Source organism: Paenibacillus plantarum (assembly GCF_013141695.1).
Taxonomy (GTDB): Bacteria; Bacillota; Bacilli; order Paenibacillales; family NBRC-103111; genus Paenibacillus_E; species Paenibacillus_E plantarum.
The window spans coordinates 358,112-377,454 of sequence record NZ_WHNY01000060.1 but is presented as its reverse complement, the minus strand read 5'-3'; the positions used below and the strand labels follow the sequence as shown (position 1 = coordinate 377,454).

Below are 19,343 nucleotides of genomic sequence, written 5' to 3'. Positions count from 1 at the left end.
TTCACCTAATTAGTTTATTTTTTAATAAAGTCAAAAAGAACTTGAATGCAATTCCAGCGTACACGAAACCATTTGTAATCATCGCGTATTTACGCATATAATGCTTTTTGTGAAAGAGATACATGGCTCTATGAAACTCATATATAATCTTGTACGGCTTTCTTCGACTGCTTGCCCCTTTGTGATGAACAATCTGCGTACGTGGGTAATAATAATTCACCCAACCCGCTTCCTTGATTCTATAACACCAATCAATATCTTCACCATACATAAAAAATTCCTCATCCAGCATACCGACATGCTCTATCGTCTCGCGGCGTACAAGCATGAATGCTCCGACTAATGAATCGATGGGATATTGTTGGTCAGCATCTAAATAACCAAGCTGATATTGATTAAATCTATGGATTTCCGGAAATAGCTTGGCAAATCCAAATGCATAGTAGAAAGACGCTGAGGGCGTTGGGAAGCCACGTTTGCAAGCTTTATCGAGTGAACCGTCCGGTAGCACGATTTTACAGCCGCTAGCCCCTACAATAGGGTTCTCGTCCATGAATTGCAGCATCACGTCTAGAGTATCCAGTTGCACGATTGTATCGGAGTTTAAAAGCAAGACGTAACGACCTTTGGATATGCGAATGCCTTGGTTGTTGGCTTTTGAGAAACCTACGTTCTCTGTATTGCCGATAGTGACTACCTGAGGGTACTGCTCATTCAAAGATTGAATAGTGCCATCGTTAGATGCGTTATCAATAAGAATGATCTCGTATTTGTATGATGTAGTTGACGAAAAAACCGATTCAATGCAGGCTAGCGTTAGATCCTTCGTTTTGTAGTTCACGATGATAATGGATAAATCCAAGTGATGACCTCATTTTTTGATTGATTATCCTTAGTATAGCACGGGAATATTAATTTTCGCCTAAAAAAATAAGACTAGCGTCTGCTAATCTTAGGTATTCATTATATAAACCATTTATTCATTAAGGACGATGCTTGTCTTTGTTTCGAACGAATTAAGCTTCTCTTGTTGCTCAACTCCGGGTACTTGCGATAAAAATCCATCCAAGCTCCTAATAATTTAGGTTCACGGATGAGAGCATATACAAGACTAAGGCATTCATACACCAACAGTGGAATAATGTGTTTCATCATGGATTTAATATTGTCGTTCTTCACCATCATTTTATAGCGATTGATAAAGGATAATCTTCTAACAAAAAGCGGTTTGCTGCTCCTGCCGCCCTCTTTCCAGCCTCGTTCATGATAGGCGATTGCTGTTGGCTCATATAGTGCTTTCCAGCCTAGTAATTGCGCACGCCATGCCACATCTACGTCTTCTTTATATGCAAAGAAGTCCTCATCGAAAAATTCGCCATTCAGGCTAATGTCGTCAATCATTTCGCGTGAGTACATAGCCGCGGCGCCGGAGACACCGAAGACTTCTTCCGGGTGTTTAAATAGGTTGCTCGTCTGATGTGCGCCGCGGTCGAAAGCTCTTCGCGCTTTGTTGATGATGAGTCCAGTACTGTCAATCTGATGAGGTGCTGCTTTGAAAAGTAATTTACCTGTTGCACTGCCTGCTTGATGGTGATTCTGGAGTGCAAGGAATATGTTAAGAACATAATCCGGTTCAAGGACAACATCTGGATTGAGGATTAAACAATAATCCGTTTCCGTCATCCGAATCGCTTGATTGTGAGCTCCGGCGAAGCCATTGTTCTGCTCGTTTCGAATAATCGTGCATCTATCTTGCCATTTTGTCAGCGAATGAAGTGTATGATCCTTGGATGCATTATCTATGACAATGATTTGGTCAATTGGATGGGACTGTCCCAGTACTGCTTCCAAACAATCCTCGATATATTCAGCGCTGTTATAAGTGACAATATGGACACTGACTGTCCGTTTGTTACTGGCTTCCAAACTAAATCAGCCTCCTCTTCTTATCCATTATACGAAATCGGCAATCGAAACAAAACGACATTTTCTAAAAAGAATCGCAAATTAAAAAAGCCACCACTATGCTTCGATGCATAATGACAGCTTTACTGTTTTAAGAAAGCAAATTTTGGAATACTACTATTAATTTCCTTACATCTTAATGAAAAGATTCTTTAATTTTAGCTTTATACTTTGAGGAAAAAACTTATAAAATGACCTTAGGAACGTTTTTAGAGAACCTTCGTTTTCCAATTGATTTAATCTTTTGACAACTAAGTGATTATATCCTTCCAATTCTTCAAAGTGACTCTTTATATGCAGTGTATATACTAAATTTTCACTATGATTTTTTTCAACTTCTTTTGAGCGCAGTTCTAAATGAGAATAGTTCTCTTCATATTCATGTAGTTTCTGTCGCAATTCTTGAAGTTCCCGTTGCTGATCTTGCAGTTCTTGTTGCAGAACTTGCCGTTCGGTTTGCAATTCTTGCTTTTCCCATTGTTGATTCTGCAGTTCCTGTTGCAATTCAAGTTTACCTTGGATTAAACTATCAATGGTTTGCTCAAAATCATTATTCATCTGTTCTTCGAAGCTCTGCATTTCAGTACTCAAGAAAAGCCTTTTATCCAAAAGCTCGTCAGCTAACTGGTTATTTACAACAACGCGATATAGGTCATTAATCTTTTTGTAATTATCAATACATTCTTTTAGTTTTTCATTAGTGTTAAACAGTTCAACTAGTTCTTGCTCAGAATCCAAAACTAGTCCATTTCTAAAATGTTTTACCTGATCTGCAATGTTTCCACTGTCTTTGTAGGTGATAACAAAACAGTTAGCCTCCAGACTTTCATAATAGGTGTAATTATAATTACCAAACCAATTTGACCATAATAGAACTACATCAATTTTATGTTCAATCAGCCTTGAGGTAGTGTCTTGGTTAGCACCATTGTGAAAACTCGTGTCAATAAAAATAGTCCCCGGCAATGATTGATTAATTACAGTAAAATGATAGAATTCATAGTCCGATCTATTGGGGATATCATTTATTTTTAACCAAGCATCCCAACCCTTGTTCTTGAGAGGATAACCCAGAAATGCAACCCGTATTTTCTTATTTGATAATGGATAAGAGGAGATTAAACTTTTCAAATGTATAACATTCTGATGAGGAACCACACGAACACTCTGCTCTAGATGCTGGAATATTCGTAGAAAAATGCGTTTTCCATTTTCAGATGGTGCTACAATAGTAACGTTATGCTTAATAAACAGATTATTTATAGATGCGTGATGCTCTTCGCGGTTCTCGCCATGACGACAGGTTTTACAACGCGGAGAACCAATGGGTGCGGGACCGCAGAATTCCTCATCATTATAAAACAAAAAAATATTTCGACAAATGGAGTAATAATCGTGCAAAATATGAAGAACAGCAATATTATGTTTTTCATTAATTCTGCTGATAATCTCGTCAATCATCGCAATATTCATTCTAAATAAACTATTGATAATAATACTTAGGAGATTAATCTTGTTTGCCGTAATGAGGGATCCAAAGTAGTAGCCTACTTGCCATGCAGTTAAATAACAAACTGTTTCATTATCAATGACAACTTCAATAATAAGATTTTTTGGTTCGATCTTATCAGCATCATAATTACTTGCAGTGATTAAAGCAACGCAAGAAATATTGCGATCATTCATCATTTGTTGCAACTCTAAAACATATTTTTGTGAACCTGAGGTAATCTTTCGGTAATCATCATGACAAAATGAAATTACGCAATCCTTATATTTTAATTGATTTAATATTTTTTCAGTTACCCCACTTTGTATCAATTTTCATACACCCTCTTTGCGATTCATCAATAAATTGCATCAAACTTGAGAAAGTAACACTTTCTTGAAACAGTCTCATCAATTTCGCTTGATCTTCATCAGAGAAAGAAGGGTAAGAGCTCTTTGCAAATGTATTTAAAATGCTCTCCAATTGATTGATCTGTTCAACTGTGAAGCCCTGTCTCTCTAACCCTATTTTATTTACTTTTTTTATCATTGCTGGATTGCCATCGACCAGAAAATATGGGGGAATATCTCTAACCACCTTTGCCATAGCACCTACCATTGCATATTTTCCCACTTTAGAAAACTGATGTGTAAATGCTGACATTCCAATATGGGCAAAATCATCGATCTGGGTGTGACCCGAAATTCGCACATGTGCAGATAATGTAGTTGAATATCCAATAATAGTATCATGACCCAAATATGCGCCGTGACCGATATGATTGTTGTTACCTATACATGTATTGCTATTCGAATTTTTTGACCTAGCAATGACAGTATGATCATTAATGATATTATTTGAGCCAATAATTAGTCCTGATTCGATTGATTGATCAAAACCTTTAAGATTTGGCAGGGCACCAATAGAACAAAAACTTCCTATATAAGTTCCGCTGCTTATTGAGGTATTTGGATGAATTTTTGTATGACTACATACGATAACCCCATCACCAATACTTACATTATCACCGATAATTGAATATTCCCCGATGCTTACATTCTCACCAATCATTACATTTCGACCAATAAATGCACTTTCATGAATCATTCGTTAACCACCTCCATTTTCAAAAACTTTACTGCCTTTTCAATTACTTGAATCCCTCTAATTGCTTGTTCTGGGCCTGACATTGATTTTCTATGATGATGTATACAGTTAATAAAATGAGATAAACTAGTTGTCAATGCGCTGGGGCCATCATAGGTTACATGGACAGGGTTGCTCAGAAATTCATTCCTATTTTTATCGTAAATAGTGAAAATCTTTCTATCATCCAATTCATCAAAATGGATTTCCTTATCAGAAATACTTATTTTTGAGTATCGTTCTTTGACCACCGCGTTGTGTCCAACCTTGATCCGTCCAATAAACGAATTGCTGGTCAGTGTTAAAACAACTTCATCTGCAAGATACTCAACATAAAGAAGTTCTAGCTCTCGACCGTTCAACAAATAGTCCAGTACTGCTAAGTCATGAACAGCCAAATCCCAAAGCAACTCAGCAAGCCCTTTAGATTTACCAGTAGTCACTCTGGTTGCTTCAAAAGTTAATATTGAATTAGACTCTACTAAAATGGACTTAATTTTAATTATTGCTGAATGATAAATCATGAGATGATCAATATGAATCGTGAGTCCACGTTGGACTGCGATATTTTGAAGTTCCTCAGCATGTTCACATGTCAACGTAAATGGTTTTTCGATAAACAAGTGTTTGTTCGCAAGCAAAACATTTTTTGCGATCCCAAAACTGTCTTCCATCCCTACAGAAACAACAATTGTGTCAATCTGGTCGCAAAATAACTTATGGTAATCTGTCGTAAAAAAAATATCATTGTTCTTCATATAGAGTTTTTCAGCATCTAGTAGTCGAAGGTTATTAACATCACAAATAGCAGCAAGCTCTAAGGAATTATGTAATGATATTTCCTTTGCAATATTTGGGCCCCATTTCCCAAAACCAATTAAACCGATCTTCAATATTTCACCTAGTTTCTTATAACTATCCTATTTAGAACCTATTGATAGCAGTAATAATCCGCTCAACTTCAAAAGAGGTTAATCCCGGATGAATAGGAATTGAGACGACCTCATGTTTTATCCGGTTAGAAACCCCAAGTCTTCTGTTGTAATCTTTCTCTAATAAATCAGTTGCTCTGTAACAAGCTTGCTCGGGAATTGTATAGGGGTAATAAATCGAAGTGCTAACTCCTTCTTTTTCCATGTGAGCTATAAAAGCATCCCGCATACCATTTAAAATACGTAATGTATATTGATTATAGACATGCATTGCTCCCAGAACCTCTTGTGGCTTGATGATATAAAAATTATCGATATTCTCATCATAGAGAGCAGCATTATCTCGTCTAGCAGAATTAAATCGATCCAGTTTTTTTAGTTGACATAGACCAATTGCCGCTGAAATCTCAGACAAACGATAATTATATCCTATGAATTCAAATTGATTCCTTGCTTTAATACCATGCTGAATAAGTTGATTTGCAAATACAGCTGCATTTTTATTCTTAAATACCACCATACCGCCTTCTGCGGTTGTCATATTTTTAGTCGGGTAAAAACTGAATGCACTAGCATCCCCGAATGTACCCAACTTACGTCCTTTCCATTCTGCCCCATGAGCTTGAGCACAATCCTCAACAAGCAGCAACTGGTACCTGTTTGCAATTCCCTGTATTTGATCCATATCGCAACTCTGACCGAATAAATGGACAATTAATATTGCTTTAACGCCTTCTTGCTCCTGAAGAATCTGTTCAATACTATCAGAAGAGATATTCATAGTTCTTTCATCAATATCTGCAAAAATCGGAGTCGCCCCTGCGTGTATAATCACATTGGCTGTCGCGATAAATGAGAAAGCTGTGGTAATTATTTTGTCTCCCTCTTTGATTCCAAGTGCTCTGAGGGCTATTTCTAAGGCTGTTGTTCCAGAGGAAGCAGCAATACAGAAACCCTGGTTTAGATACTCTGAAAACTCTTTTTGAAATAGTGCGACATTCTCTCCACTAGCCAATTGACCACTTCTCAATACTGCGCTTACTGCATCTATCTCCTCTTGACCAATCTGTGGTTGTGCAATTTTAATCATTTTTCCGTTCCTTTACTCCCAGTATTTTTGCCATTTCAAAAGAATCAGCAACTTCACAACCTAACATTTGAATCATTACTGCCGCTCGGTTTACAAATTCTATATTATTCTTTACAGGTATCCCTTTTAAAAAGAAACGATTGTCTTCCATTCCGGTTCGAATCACATCGCAGCCATTTAAAATGGAAATAAAATTAACCGGTAACTGCATTCCTGCAATACCGGCTGCAGACCAATTAAAACCTTTTGGAACCGAGTCGAGAATCCATTGAATATTGTTATAGTCAGATTTCATCCCGCCGGTTGAACCTATGATAAATTGAATAAGAGCGTTGTTTTCAACGAGACCAAGCTCAACCAGTCGCATTAGTTCTTTTAACATTTTCGGATTAAATATCTCAAATTCAGGCTTTACTTCATATTCATCCATCGCTTGAAGAATATCTCTCACAAACTTTTTTGAGTTTTTAATTCCACCATCAGGTCGTTTGACAGAAGTTACTTCTATTGACGCTAAATCTGGTTTTAATTCCATTAATCTGATTCGTTCTTTATCGGATATATCGACAAGATGATTTGAGGTAGATATGCACACCAAGATATCACATTTTTCGCGAATTCCGGTCAACACTTCCTTGTATAACGAAGCATCCAACGATGGACGTTCATTCTTATCGCGAACATGGATATGAACCATCGCAGCCCCTGCAACGGAACATTCATACGCACAATTAATAATTTCATCCACAGTAACAGGAAGCCCAGGCATTGTTTCCTTTCTAGTCATTGAACCGGTAATTGCTACACAGATCCCAATTTTTTTCATTGCACTCCTTCTGGAGTTCCTATAAGAAACGCCATTTACTAAATAAAATATAATTACAACTCAGTAAGATTATACTGTCAAAATAATAGATTGGACATAGTGTGGGCCATATTTATTAAAACTTATTTTCTTATCTTTCAGTTCTATTCGAATAACTAACTATTCCTAAAGCTATGGACCAACGGGTTTATACTTTCGTCTAAAATCCCCAAATTATTCATTACATATTCCCTAGTGTTGAAATTACTACTTGGATTTTTACCCTCAAACCATCCATACTGAATATAATGCAAAATGGGGTCTAAGCCTGTTACTAGAACATCCTTATATTCATTCAAATAATATTCAATCTCTAGTAAACTATTTTGTTTAATAAATTCATACTCAAAATCTATTCTTTCTTTGGCTAATAAACCTTGATTTCTTATTGACAACATAAGCCTATCGTACATTTGTTCTGTTTGTTTAATATTCCAATGAAATTTTTCTACTAGCTTAATTAAAGCCTTTATTGTTTCATCATTCGACATTTTAGTATTACTATGAAGGGGCTTCGTATGAGCCGTTATCTTACTAAAAAGTTCACCTGTTTCGTTTTGCAAGTATTCCTTTGCAAGCAATTTATTTCCTTCTTCAAAGTAGTTAACAATTTGCTGTTTCTCACCATCTGAAAAAAATTCACTCAATTTCCCTTTTTCAAACAAATCAACAGATTGTATTATAAAATTTCTTATATCTTGATGAACGAACCTTTTTTTATTATTTACATTACTGTATGAAACGAGATAATGAGATAATTCCTGGAGAAATCTTACTTTCTCTAAAGATAGCGATTCATTTAAGTTATTAGTGATCTCAAAATTCCCATCCATTTCAATTCCAAAAATATGAAGGAAGTCCGAAAATAAATCATTTTTATAAAGTTTCTCCTTTTCAAAAATTCTAACTATCATGTTTTCCTTACCAAATGCTTTTGCCCATCTATTTATCAACTTATAATAATTTGCAGCTTCCAAAAAAACTGAATCGTTGAGACAAGTATCGGATATACAATTGGTTACGCTAATCCTATGGGGGAACCCTACTTTCGCACGTTCACTGCGTGTGGAAAGATAAAATTCATCTTGCCTTCTTACATATAAAATAATCTTGGTATTATAATTTTTCAAACTGTTTTGTAGCAAATCAATTGAGGAATCATTGTAAAGGCGAAGAAAAAATTCACTTGAAATTAGAATATTATCCTGTTCGATTTTTTTGATATCGTCTAAAAACTCATCTAATGCTTCACCTTTTACATAATTATCATCGTCACTAAAGAATATTAACTTTTCTTGGGTAAGTGAAGGAATCAAGCCCACATGTTGATTCCATTGAACATATTTTTTTTGACTATCAATAGGGTAAAAAATATTATGTTGCAATAACTTTGAGTGATTTACTGTCAAAAAGTTCTGTAATGAAGTTGTGCCCGTTTTACTCAACCCAATATGAATAAAAATTGTTTTCATTCCCTACTCTCCTTAAACCTCTAGGAATTCATTTTATTATGTACTAATGGATTTACATGCTGATCAATTAACTCTATATTTTCGATAACGTATTCTCTTGTGTTGAATTCATTACTTGGATTTCGTCCTTCATGCCAGCCCCATTTAATGTAATGCATTAATGGATCAATACCAGTTTGTTTAATGTCAGCATAAGTATCTAAATAGAAATCTCTGTCAAACAAATTATTTTCCTGAATAAATTTATAGTTAAATTCAATTTCCTCTGAAGTTAGTTCTATAGAATCTCTTATAGAACCAATTAATCTCAAATAAATTTCATCCCTCATTTTTTGCTTGTTAAACATCTCCTCAGCTAAAATCACTAATTTTTCTATGAACTCTTCATCTGGTAAATCTTTTTTATATTTAAATTCTTCTATTGGATTAACTGAGCCTACATTAAAAAGCTCTCCATTTTTTCTTTTCAAATATTTTTTTGCTAATTTCGCATTATCCCTCGAAAAAATTTTAATTATTTCCAATCTCTCACTAAAAGATAAGAAATTCTTTATGTCCCCAACATCATCTGAACTACTATTAATTATTACTTTTCGAATCTCCTGATGGTTTAATCTTTTCTCATTATCTATATCATCTATTGCTGCCAAGTAACTTGATAACATTTTTAGAAATAATGCTTTTTCATAAGAAATTGATTGATTTTGATGTTTTCGAGGTACTTCCACCTTCGTATATTGTAAATTTACTCCAAGTATGTTCATAAAATCTGAATATAAATCGTTCCTAAAAAATTCATTCTCATTGAAAATTCTTATATAAACATTTTTTTCGCCGAAGACTCTTATCCATGCACGAATAATATGATAATATTTTGCATTTTCAATTTCAGCAATTTGCTCTAAACTAAAATCAAAATGCCTTCCTTCTCTAACAGCATGTTGAAAATTAGAAATTATGAAATCATCTTGTCTTCTTACATACACAATTATTTTCACATTGTACTTATTGAATTTTTTTTTCAGAGCTACGATATGTTTTTTTTCAAATAATGAAGAAAAACCCTCGCTAGAAATAATCACATTGTTCTCAATGGTAATATCTATATCACTAATAAATTCCTCCAAAATATTTTCACTTATATATTTTTTTCTGTCTGTGTAAGTAGGAATATTCTCCCCGGTGATCGCTGTTACTAGAGGCATGTGTTGATTCCAAATCACGTAGCTTTTATTTTCATCAACTGGATAGAAAATATCATTCTTCTTAAGCGTTTCTTGATTCATAGACAGAAACTCTTGGATCAAAGTCGTATCCGTACTTGGCATACCAATATGTACATATAATGTCTTCACATTCACACCGCCTTATTAACATCTAATATATCACTTTCTCTTTCATATGTTGAACATAATTTCAATGCTTATTACCAGGGTCGAACCACAACCAGTATGAGAAGCAGAAAAACCGCTAAATTCAACATGGGTTACTTTCCATGTTGAATTGCGGTTAAAAATCGTGCTTGTTTAATTATTCTCTTCTAATTCTCTTAAAAAAGCCTTAAGCCCTTTTCCCCAATGACGCAAATCTTCAAAACCATTTGCTCGAATCGCTGCATGTTCCATCGCGGAATTCCGTGGTCTTGGAGCAGGTCTAGGGAATTCTTCTGTTGTACATGACTCTACTTTCAACTTTACCCCTGCCTCTTCAAAAATGGTACATGCAAACTCATACCAAGAACAAACACCTGCGTTAGAAGCATGATAAATGCCGTAACAATCTGTTTGAATCAATTGCTCAAGAAACAAGGCAAGATCGACTGTGTACGTTGGTGATCCAAATTGATCACTTACAACTTTTAAAGAATCACGCGTTTTAGCTAATTCTAACATCGTTTTCACAAAGTTCTTACCGTACAGTCCATACACCCAAGATGTTCTTACAATAAAATACTTGGAAGAAAGGGATTGAACATAAAGTTCTCCAGCTCTTTTGGACTTGCCATATACACTTTGAGGATTCGTGGGATCATCTTCCCGATAGGCTTGTGAAGACTTCCCATCAAAGACATAATCCGTACTGATGTATACGAACTTAGCTCCTATACTCTCAGCGGCTATAGCGAGATTCTTGGTTCCATCCGAATTAACTCGGAAGGTTTCCAATTCATTTGTCTCCGCAAGATCAACAGCTGTATAAGCAGCACTATGAATAATAACCTCAGGTTGTAACTGCTCGATTACCTCCAGACAATGCCCCTCATCCGTAATATCGAGATCCGCTCGTCCTAACCCATGAACCTCATGCTGAGCTTCTAGCAGCTTAATAACATCTTTCCCAAGCTGTCCATTTGCGCCAGTTACTACAATCCTCATGAATGTTCACCTAACCGTGACCCGTATTGCTCATAAAAATACTTTTGATATTCACCTGTCTGAATTCGTTTCCACCAGGCTTGATTGTCCAAATACCAACGAATCGTCGCTTGAATACCCGTCTCAAAATAATGCTTCGGCTTCCAACCAAGTTCATTCGTAATTTTCGTGGCATCAATCCCATATCGACGATCATGACCCGGACGATCTTTGACGAAATGCATCAGAGACTCAGGCTTTCCAAGCTCACGAAGAATCGTTTGGATAATTTGAATATTGGTTCGCTCATTATTTCCACCGATATTATAAACCTCACCACTGACCCCATTATGTAGGACCAAATCAATCGCACTACAGTGATCCTCAACATAAAGCCAATCTCTAATATTAAGACCATCACCATACACAGGCAGAGCCTTGTCACTCAAGGCATTCGCAATCATCAATGGAATTAACTTTTCAGGAAATTGGTAAGGACCGTAATTATTGGAGCAGCGAGTAATGTTGATATTGAGTCCAAACGTCTCATGATAAGAACGCACTAGAAGATCAGATCCCGCTTTGCTTGCCGAATAGGGACTATTCGGTGCTATAGGCGTTTCCTCCGTGAAAAGCCCCGTCTCACCGAGAGATCCATATACTTCATCTGTCGAGACATGAATAAATTTTTTAACCGTATGCTTACGGGCAGCTTCCAGCAAAACCTGCGTTCCTAGTACATTTGTTTTGACGAAAATATCAGGTTCGAGAATACTGCGATCCACATGCGACTCCGCGGCGAAATGAACAATCGTATCGATTCCCTTATCGAACAAACTGTTCACGAGTTCAGGATTCGTAATGTCCCCTTTTATGAAGGTATAGTGGCTATTGTCTTGAATCGAAGTCAAATTCTCTAAATTTCCTGCATAGGTCAGTGCATCCAAGTTGATAATTTCATATTTAGGATAGCGCTCCAGGATATATTGCACGAAGTTGCTGCCGATAAATCCGGCCCCGCCGGTTACAAGAATTTTCATGTAAGTAAGACTCCTATTTTAAAAGTTAATTTCCGCATCTTTAAGTAATGGATGCTTTTTATCCTTATCCGATAGAATCGGATTCGAGGTTGGCCAATCAATTCCTAAGGCAGGATCATTCCAAATAATGCCGCGATCCTGCTCAGGCGAGTAATACTCGTCTACTTTATACAGGACCTGCGTATTCGGTACAATCGTGCAGAAACCATGGGCAAAGCCTTGAGGAACGAGTAACTGGCGCTTATTAGCTTCACTTAAAATGACACCTACCCATTGCCCGAACGTAAGGGAATTCTTGCGAATATCAACGACTACATCGTAAATGGCTCCAGCTGCTACACGAACGAGCTTTGTTTGAGCTTTGGGATTTAACTGATAGTGAAGTCCACGCAACACACCGGCTTCAACGGATAAGGAGTGATTATCTTGAATAAACAGATGATCCACACCAATATCTGCAAACTTCGAGCTGCTATAGCTCTCCATAAAAAAGCCCCGATTGTCACCAAAGACATCTGGTTCGATAAGAACTAGCCCTTCTAACTTCGTTTTTATGATATTCATTCGAATCAACACCTCTTACAATTTTAGTTTCCCAAACTCTTCTCCAAACAACAGTTCTTTGGCCAATTCATTTGCTTTTGCTAAAGAAGCATGCGTACCGGCATCTGTCCACCAGCCTTGAAGGATATCATAAGTTAGCTCATTCTTTTTGATATATGCGTTGTTCACATCTGTAATCTCAAGTTCGCCACGATCCGATGGTCTAAGCGATTTTACAATTTTAAAAACAGAACTATCATACATATAAATGCCTGTAACTGCAAAACTGCTTTTCGGCTGCTTCGGCTTCTCTTCGATCGAAACAATCTTGTCCCCCTCTAATTCTGACACGCCATAACGTTGAGGGTCTTGAACCTCTTGAATGAGGATTTTAGCTCCATGACGTTGATTTCTAAAATTGGTCACAAAAGGTACGATACTTTCTTCGAACACGTTATCTCCGAGAATGACAACCATTTGATCATTGCCTACGAAGTGCTCAGCTAGGTCTAGTGCTTGTGCAATTCCCCCAGCTTCATCTTGAACTTTATAAGTGAAGGTTACTCCCATTTCTCGTCCGCTGCCGAGAAGGTTAACAACATCACCCATATGTTCCTTCCCGGTGACTATGAGAATATCCAAAATATCTGCTTGTTTAAGCTTGGCCACAGCGTGAAAAATCATTGGATATTTACCGACCGGAAGTAAATGTTTATTTGTTACTTTGGTTAGAGGAAATAGGCGTGAGCCTGTTCCACCAGCAAGAATAATGCCTTTCATAATTAACCATCCTTATTTCTTATTTTTCCATTGAAATTAAATATATCCCTATAAGAATAACTACACATCCAATCCAACGGGTCAAAGTCACTTCTTCTTTAAAGATTATCCAAGCCAAAATTATTACAATAGCATAAGATATACTTTGTAATGGATACACCACACTTAATTTACCAATTGATAAAATTTTAAACCAAACTATCGTCGCAACACCGTACAAAATAAGTCCACTTAATATAAGTGGAGAAGAAAATAACCCTAATACATTTTTTAATGTTAATTCAGTATTCTTTAATCCTATTTTCCATAAAATTTGTCCAGTGGCAAGCAATGTTATATTTATTAATGTGAGAATAATTATTTTCAAGTTCAATCATAACCAACCCTTATTTCATTTTTTTTGCAACAAGTATTATATATGGAGAAAAATATCTATTTGAGATATTATCTAGACGAAACTTAATTAATATTTCTTTCAATTTCGAAAAAATCAACCTTAACAATGGTCTAGATAAAAGTTGTGAATTCTGGTCATTAAAAAATAAAAAACAACTTTTGTAATAATTGCAATATAAGATCTCATACTCATTACTTTCTTTTATTTTTCTTGGTAACTCTTTTAAATTCATAATTTTTAAATTGTGAATACTTAAAAGCTCTGGATTTACAATTCTGTAGATTAACCAATTAAAGTATCTAATATTCGGTAGCTCAATTACTAAATATCCCTTATCCTCTACTAAATCCATGTGTTTTTGTATAATTGAATCGTAGTCATAGAAATGTTCTACAAAACCAAACGATGAAACAACAGTATATTTCTTATCAAGCTTTAATTCAGTAAAATCCGCTTCGTATAATTGAAATTTTTCAACATCATAATGTTTTAGGTTCTCTTCAATCTTGGAGACACTAGAATAGTCAACTCCAGTAACATCAAAATTTAATTTATGATAAAAATAAGCCATTATAGATCCAGGAGCACATCCAATTTCTACAAAGCTACCACCTTTGGGAATTAACTTACTTAAAAAATCTCCAAAAACAAATGATTTATAGTCATTTCTTTTTTCGTGCTCCCATTCACTATCCCAAAATTCTTTTTTTGATAATTTGTTCATAACTACTAACTCCTCTAATCATACTTGTCTTGAAGGAAAGTAACAAATAAAATCATCAATTGATCAGACATCCCTCTTAATTTCATTTAACTTTTTTGACAAATCTCTAACTTTTTTTTCTAGAATAGCATTGTATTGAACAATTTCCTTGAATTTTTCATTCAAAATAGAAATTTGTTGACTTTGTCTAAAAAGAAGGAATAATGTGAAAATCATTGCGATAAGAAATAATAAAGATGGTGGATAATTTATTTCTAATAAGTTAGAGAAAAAGTCAATTGTTTTTGGGAAAATCGATAGTAAAAAAACAATTAATGAACCAGTCATCCAAAATATACTTTCCTTCTCAGAAAACAATTTTTTTCTTACTTTATTAAAAACGTAGAGAATTAACAAAATACCTAACATTGCAAAAAATAAATGCGTTATCATAACTATCTCTCCTAGCAGTACACACTCTATTTTTGTGAGCTAATGATTCTTTTCCCTTGAAATAGAATAAGAATAATTGCATAGATCATTTTAATCATATACTTCATAGGTTTTAATATTCCACTATGCATGCTCTCACCAAATTCTCTATTTCTCATATTCACCTGGTATTCTGTTATTTTATATTTTTGTAATAACATTTCAATAATTAAGTTTGCATCAGGATATTCGGGATAATTGTTCATTTGAGCGTACTTTTTTATAACGGATTTATTCAATACTTGAAATCCTGAAGTAGGATCTGAGATTTCAATATTACAAGATTTCTTAATTATACTTTTAAATATATTTGTACCTAGTCTTCTAAAAAAACTATGTTCATACGATGATCTTTCTTTAAATCGAGAACCAATGATAATATCTGCTTTTTCTTGATTCAATAAATTAATAAGTTTCTTTGCTTCTGATGCAATGTGTTGACCATCACCATCGAATTGGATTACTGTATTGTATTCGTTTTCAACTGCATATTTAAATCCTGTTTGTAGTGCACCAGAGTAACCCAAATTTACGGGTAAAGAAATAAACTGAATTCCTTCAGTATTTTTTAAGATATCTAATGTGTTGTCTGTTGAACAATCATTAACTATTAAAATATCTACAAAATTAAGGTCATTTTTAACTTCCATAATAACTTTTGATATATTCAACTCTTCATTATAAGCAGGTATAATCATTAAAGTTTCTTTCAATTTTATCCCCTCTTCTAAAGTAGATTATTACTCCTTTGATTTCTCAAAGTTTCCTTTATCCCATCAATTAACGTATATTTAGGTTCCCAACCTAAATGAGTTTTTATTTTTTGATTATCTAAATAACTATCCAAAATATCTCCTTTTCTTGACTCTTTATAAATTGGCATAATATGTGTTCTAGCACAGCTCAATATAATATTCTGATATAAAGTATTAATTTTGGTAGGAATATTGGTACTTATATTGTATATTTCATTATCTCCAGCATCCATAACGGCTAAATTTGCTTCAGCAATATCTTTAACATAAATAAAATCCCTAGACTGTTCCCCATCGCCATTTATGTACGGAGCTTCATTTTTCAATATTTTATTCAAAAAAATGGAAACAACCCCTCCTTCCCCCTTATAATCTTGTCGTTCACCATATACATTCGCATAACGAAGAATAGTATATTTCAAGTCGTGTAGTTCTGAGAATAATTTAATATAACTTTCAGGAGTAAATTTTGATAATCCATAGAATGACAAAGGTATTTTAGAATGTTTCTCATCTATAGGTAAGTATAATGGATTCCCATATATTGCAGCTGATGAAGCATATATAATTTTTCGTACTCCAACATTTCTACAACATTCTAATAGTGAAATAGTTCCTTTAATGTTACTGTCAGCGTCAAATTTAGGATCTTTCATTGATTTTTGTATATCAATCTGAGCGGCAAGATGATACACAATTCGGGGTTTAAATTGATGAAATATATCATTAAGATTTTGGTCAAGAATATCGATCTGATGAAAAATGACCTCATTAAGATTAATATTTTCAATTTTTCCTGTTGATAAATTATCAATCACTAGCACTTCATGTTTCTCTTTGATTAATCGTTCAACAATATGAGAACCAATGAAACCACATCCACCTGTGACTACTACACGCATATAGCAACCCACCTCTTCAATCCTTCAGTTTATTATTTTAATATCCAGCAATCTGAATGACAGTTGTCTAGGATCCAAAGAATTAGGAATTACTTTACTAGGAATAAAGACGTCTGTGCTTTTCAATGTAATTTCAAAATATGGATCTTCTATTTTTTTATGTGCACTGAAGTTATAAGTACTGCCTAATCGTTTCACTATCGTAATCTCTTCGTGATTTGTACTATCTGTAATTATTAGCTTAGGATCAACTGGGTTTGCCTGGGCATTTAAATTAAATTCTAAATTAATATCTTGTTTATCTGAATAAACTCGTACTTTAGTTAATCCATTGGTCCACATATCTTTATGTCTATCAATAATCATTTGAGAAACTCTAAATATTCCTCTTTCATCGTTTACTTTATAAATTTTATAGTATTTACCTACACCATCAATTGATACTGGGATTAAACCATCAAAGATTACATTATCAACCGTTGTAATAACGTAATCAATTTTCCCAAATCGTTCTTTAGTAGAGTTAGTGTATTTATACCCAATCGGAAAAAAATTTTCAATATTGAATACTCCATTTTTGAACGATTCATTGATACTTTCTTCAAAAGCCAATACACTGTATCTCACATTAAGCATACTTTCTAAACTATCAATTCGAAAAGTGTCACCACCATTCAATTTAACTTCAGTAATCGGCATGAGTAATACCTTAATATTTTTCACCTTATCCTGCTCTTTCAAATAATTGTTGATTGAGACGATTTCTTTTTTTAACTCACTACTACCGAAGCCGCTTCCAATATTATAATAATTTCTTGAATACAATGTATACATACAAAAACTATTGTACAAGGATATCATGAAGACAACCACGAAAGTAAAAATTAGAGTTTGTTTAAATTTTTTCTTACACAACCAGTAAACAAAAATTGTAAGACTTCCAATGATACTAATATTAAAAAGTATCTTAACAATATCGTATTTATAGTAAAAATTAAAAGAAGCGAGCATCATTGCATCAACATAAAGCATAGGATATACAAGTTTATACTTTTCAAGTATAGCTGATGATAAAATAGCAATAATTGAACTTGTAACTATAAGAGTGAGATTGATTATTTTTTTGTTTTTATTATATAAATGATAAGTACTGACTATTAAATAATAAATGAAATAGACAAATAAGTATCGCACATGTATTCTTGTCTCCATGAAATTAGAAGTTTCACGAACAAACAGCATAGAATCAATAATAATAATTGTTATAAAAGTATTTAGTATGATAAAAATATTTAATTGATTGATTGCGGAATTCTTTTTAGAGATACCCGCTATTGTAACAATCACTGGCATGATCATAAATGCTAATATGGTATAAAATGAAATTAAGAACAAACCTGTTGTGACTTTTATGAAAAAATCCAAGTTAAGTTGAAAATAAAATAATCCTGAATAAAGATCACTTATTTCAGGAAATCCATTAATAAATTTAACAAGAAAATTCATTAAGAAATAAAAGAAAGCAAAACTAATTATTACGAATATGTACTTAAATAACAATTGTTTTAAATTAATATGTTTGAATAGAATATAACTTAAACTCAAGTAAATTATATAGCTCAAAAAAATTGAGAGGCCTGTAGCTTTAGTAAAATTACATAAATACAATAAAAGTGTAATGAAAATACTCCATTTAATAGATAAAAACTTACCAGGATCTTCAAATTCCCTATAAATAAAATAGAACGTAGTTGTAATAACAAGATAAAATAGTGGTTCTTGCATGATGAGTGCGGTTTGGAACATGTCAGGTATTGAAATAGAAGCGATTACTAAAATAAAAACCAACCATTTATTGTCAAAAATCCTCCTTGTAAGAAAGAAGATAGGAAATACGACAGCGGACATCAAAATACAATTAATTAATTTAATTACTGCATAAATCAAAGCGGAATCTTCAAGGAAGTACGCTACTGATATTATTAAGGGATAAAATATATTCTGGGAAATAAAATGGTTGCCTCTGAAATCAGTATTAAAATTATTATGAAGAGATTCTGCTAATCTACTCCAAAGCAGCTCATCACCAAAAACAATAGGGGAAGCAGTGAAGTGACTCAAATAGAATCTTATGCATACGCTGATTATAAAAATGCATACTATTAGAAATAAATTTGTTCGGTTTCTCATAATCATTGCCGCTTGCTCTCCCTATATCAACTTTTTATTCTATTATAATATAATTATTCATTCCTCAAACTACTAAATTATTATTCTTCACTTAACATCGCTTATTATTAGAAGGCTTACTTGTTTAATAATTTTGCTTCCATCTCAAATAATTAAGATAAAAAGTATGACAAGACAGCCGAAAAAAGTTCATCCTGAAGAGAAAGCACGAATTGTACGGAATCTCGA

The 19,343-nt window shown here is 34.0% G+C and carries 19 protein-coding genes; all 19 read right to left on the bottom strand.

What is annotated here, in order from left to right:
• Position 1 precedes the first annotated feature (1 nt).
• The gene (locus tag GC096_RS19770) at positions 2–862 is read right to left on the bottom strand and encodes a glycosyltransferase family 2 protein (RefSeq protein WP_171632575.1); all 861 of its coding nucleotides are present in this window, start codon (positions 860–862) and stop codon (positions 2–4) included.
• A 101-nt stretch (positions 863–963) separates the two neighbouring features.
• On the bottom strand, positions 964–1,926 hold the full coding sequence (locus GC096_RS19765) for a glycosyltransferase family 2 protein (RefSeq protein WP_171632573.1): 963 nt from the start codon (positions 1,924–1,926) through the stop codon (positions 964–966).
• A gap of 168 nt (positions 1,927–2,094) precedes the next feature.
• Positions 2,095–3,786 carry a coiled-coil domain-containing protein gene (locus tag GC096_RS19760; protein ID WP_171632572.1) on the bottom strand — a complete coding sequence of 564 codons (1,692 nt, stop codon included), beginning with the start codon at positions 3,784–3,786 and terminating at the stop codon, positions 2,095–2,097.
• Positions 3,764–4,561 (bottom strand): LbetaH domain-containing protein, encoded by a 798-nt coding sequence (locus GC096_RS19755; RefSeq protein ID WP_171632571.1) that lies wholly within the window; start codon positions 4,559–4,561, stop codon positions 3,764–3,766. The genes GC096_RS19760 and GC096_RS19755 overlap by 23 nt, the downstream gene beginning before the upstream one ends.
• Entirely contained in the window at positions 4,558–5,493 is a 936-nt protein-coding gene (locus tag GC096_RS19750) for a Gfo/Idh/MocA family protein (RefSeq protein ID WP_171632569.1), read from the bottom strand. Before GC096_RS19750 ends, GC096_RS19755 begins: the two co-directional genes overlap by 4 nt.
• 31 nt (positions 5,494–5,524) lie before the next feature.
• On the bottom strand, positions 5,525–6,622 hold the full coding sequence (locus GC096_RS19745; protein ID WP_171632567.1) for a DegT/DnrJ/EryC1/StrS family aminotransferase: 1,098 nt from the start codon (positions 6,620–6,622) through the stop codon (positions 5,525–5,527).
• Positions 6,615–7,448 (bottom strand): beta-keto acid cleavage family enzyme, encoded by an 834-nt coding sequence (locus GC096_RS19740; RefSeq protein WP_171632565.1) that lies wholly within the window; start codon positions 7,446–7,448, stop codon positions 6,615–6,617. The genes GC096_RS19745 and GC096_RS19740 overlap by 8 nt, the downstream gene beginning before the upstream one ends.
• A gap of 155 nt (positions 7,449–7,603) precedes the next feature.
• On the bottom strand, positions 7,604–8,959 hold the full coding sequence (locus GC096_RS19735) for a hypothetical protein (protein ID WP_171632564.1): 1,356 nt from the start codon (positions 8,957–8,959) through the stop codon (positions 7,604–7,606).
• 20 nt (positions 8,960–8,979) lie between these two features.
• A complete protein-coding gene (locus tag GC096_RS19730) occupies positions 8,980–10,314 on the bottom strand; it encodes a hypothetical protein (protein WP_171632562.1) in 1,335 nt (444 codons plus the stop codon).
• Positions 10,315–10,485: 171 nt separating this feature from the next.
• Positions 10,486–11,334, bottom strand: a complete 849-nt coding sequence (gene rfbD / locus GC096_RS19725) for a dTDP-4-dehydrorhamnose reductase (RefSeq protein ID WP_171632560.1) — start codon at positions 11,332–11,334, stop codon at positions 10,486–10,488.
• Positions 11,331–12,353 (bottom strand): dTDP-glucose 4,6-dehydratase, encoded by a 1,023-nt coding sequence (rfbB, locus tag GC096_RS19720; protein ID WP_171632559.1) that lies wholly within the window; start codon positions 12,351–12,353, stop codon positions 11,331–11,333. Before rfbB ends, rfbD begins: the two co-directional genes overlap by 4 nt.
• 18 nt (positions 12,354–12,371) lie before the next feature.
• Positions 12,372–12,917 carry a dTDP-4-dehydrorhamnose 3,5-epimerase gene (rfbC, locus tag GC096_RS19715; protein WP_171632557.1) on the bottom strand — a complete coding sequence of 182 codons (546 nt, stop codon included), beginning with the start codon at positions 12,915–12,917 and terminating at the stop codon, positions 12,372–12,374.
• Between the two features lie 15 nt (positions 12,918–12,932).
• Positions 12,933–13,676 (bottom strand): sugar phosphate nucleotidyltransferase, encoded by a 744-nt coding sequence (locus tag GC096_RS19710; protein ID WP_171632556.1) that lies wholly within the window; start codon positions 13,674–13,676, stop codon positions 12,933–12,935.
• Positions 13,677–13,695: 19 nt separating this feature from the next.
• Entirely contained in the window at positions 13,696–14,049 is a 354-nt protein-coding gene (locus tag GC096_RS19705) for an EamA family transporter (protein WP_246302841.1), read from the bottom strand.
• Between the two features lie 13 nt (positions 14,050–14,062).
• Positions 14,063–14,797: a class I SAM-dependent methyltransferase gene (locus GC096_RS19700; RefSeq protein ID WP_171632554.1), complete on the bottom strand. Its 735-nt coding sequence runs from the start codon at positions 14,795–14,797 to the stop codon at positions 14,063–14,065.
• A 63-nt stretch (positions 14,798–14,860) separates the two neighbouring features.
• Entirely contained in the window at positions 14,861–15,229 is a 369-nt protein-coding gene (locus tag GC096_RS19695) for a DUF2304 domain-containing protein (protein WP_171632552.1), read from the bottom strand.
• A gap of 26 nt (positions 15,230–15,255) precedes the next feature.
• The gene (locus tag GC096_RS19690) at positions 15,256–15,981 is read right to left on the bottom strand and encodes a glycosyltransferase family 2 protein (protein ID WP_171632550.1); all 726 of its coding nucleotides are present in this window, start codon (positions 15,979–15,981) and stop codon (positions 15,256–15,258) included.
• A 14-nt stretch (positions 15,982–15,995) separates the two neighbouring features.
• On the bottom strand, positions 15,996–16,925 hold the full coding sequence (locus tag GC096_RS19685; RefSeq protein WP_171632548.1) for an NAD-dependent epimerase/dehydratase family protein: 930 nt from the start codon (positions 16,923–16,925) through the stop codon (positions 15,996–15,998).
• Between the two features lie 24 nt (positions 16,926–16,949).
• Positions 16,950–19,121 (bottom strand): hypothetical protein, encoded by a 2,172-nt coding sequence (locus GC096_RS19680; RefSeq protein WP_171632547.1) that lies wholly within the window; start codon positions 19,119–19,121, stop codon positions 16,950–16,952.
• Positions 19,122–19,343 lie beyond the last annotated feature (222 nt).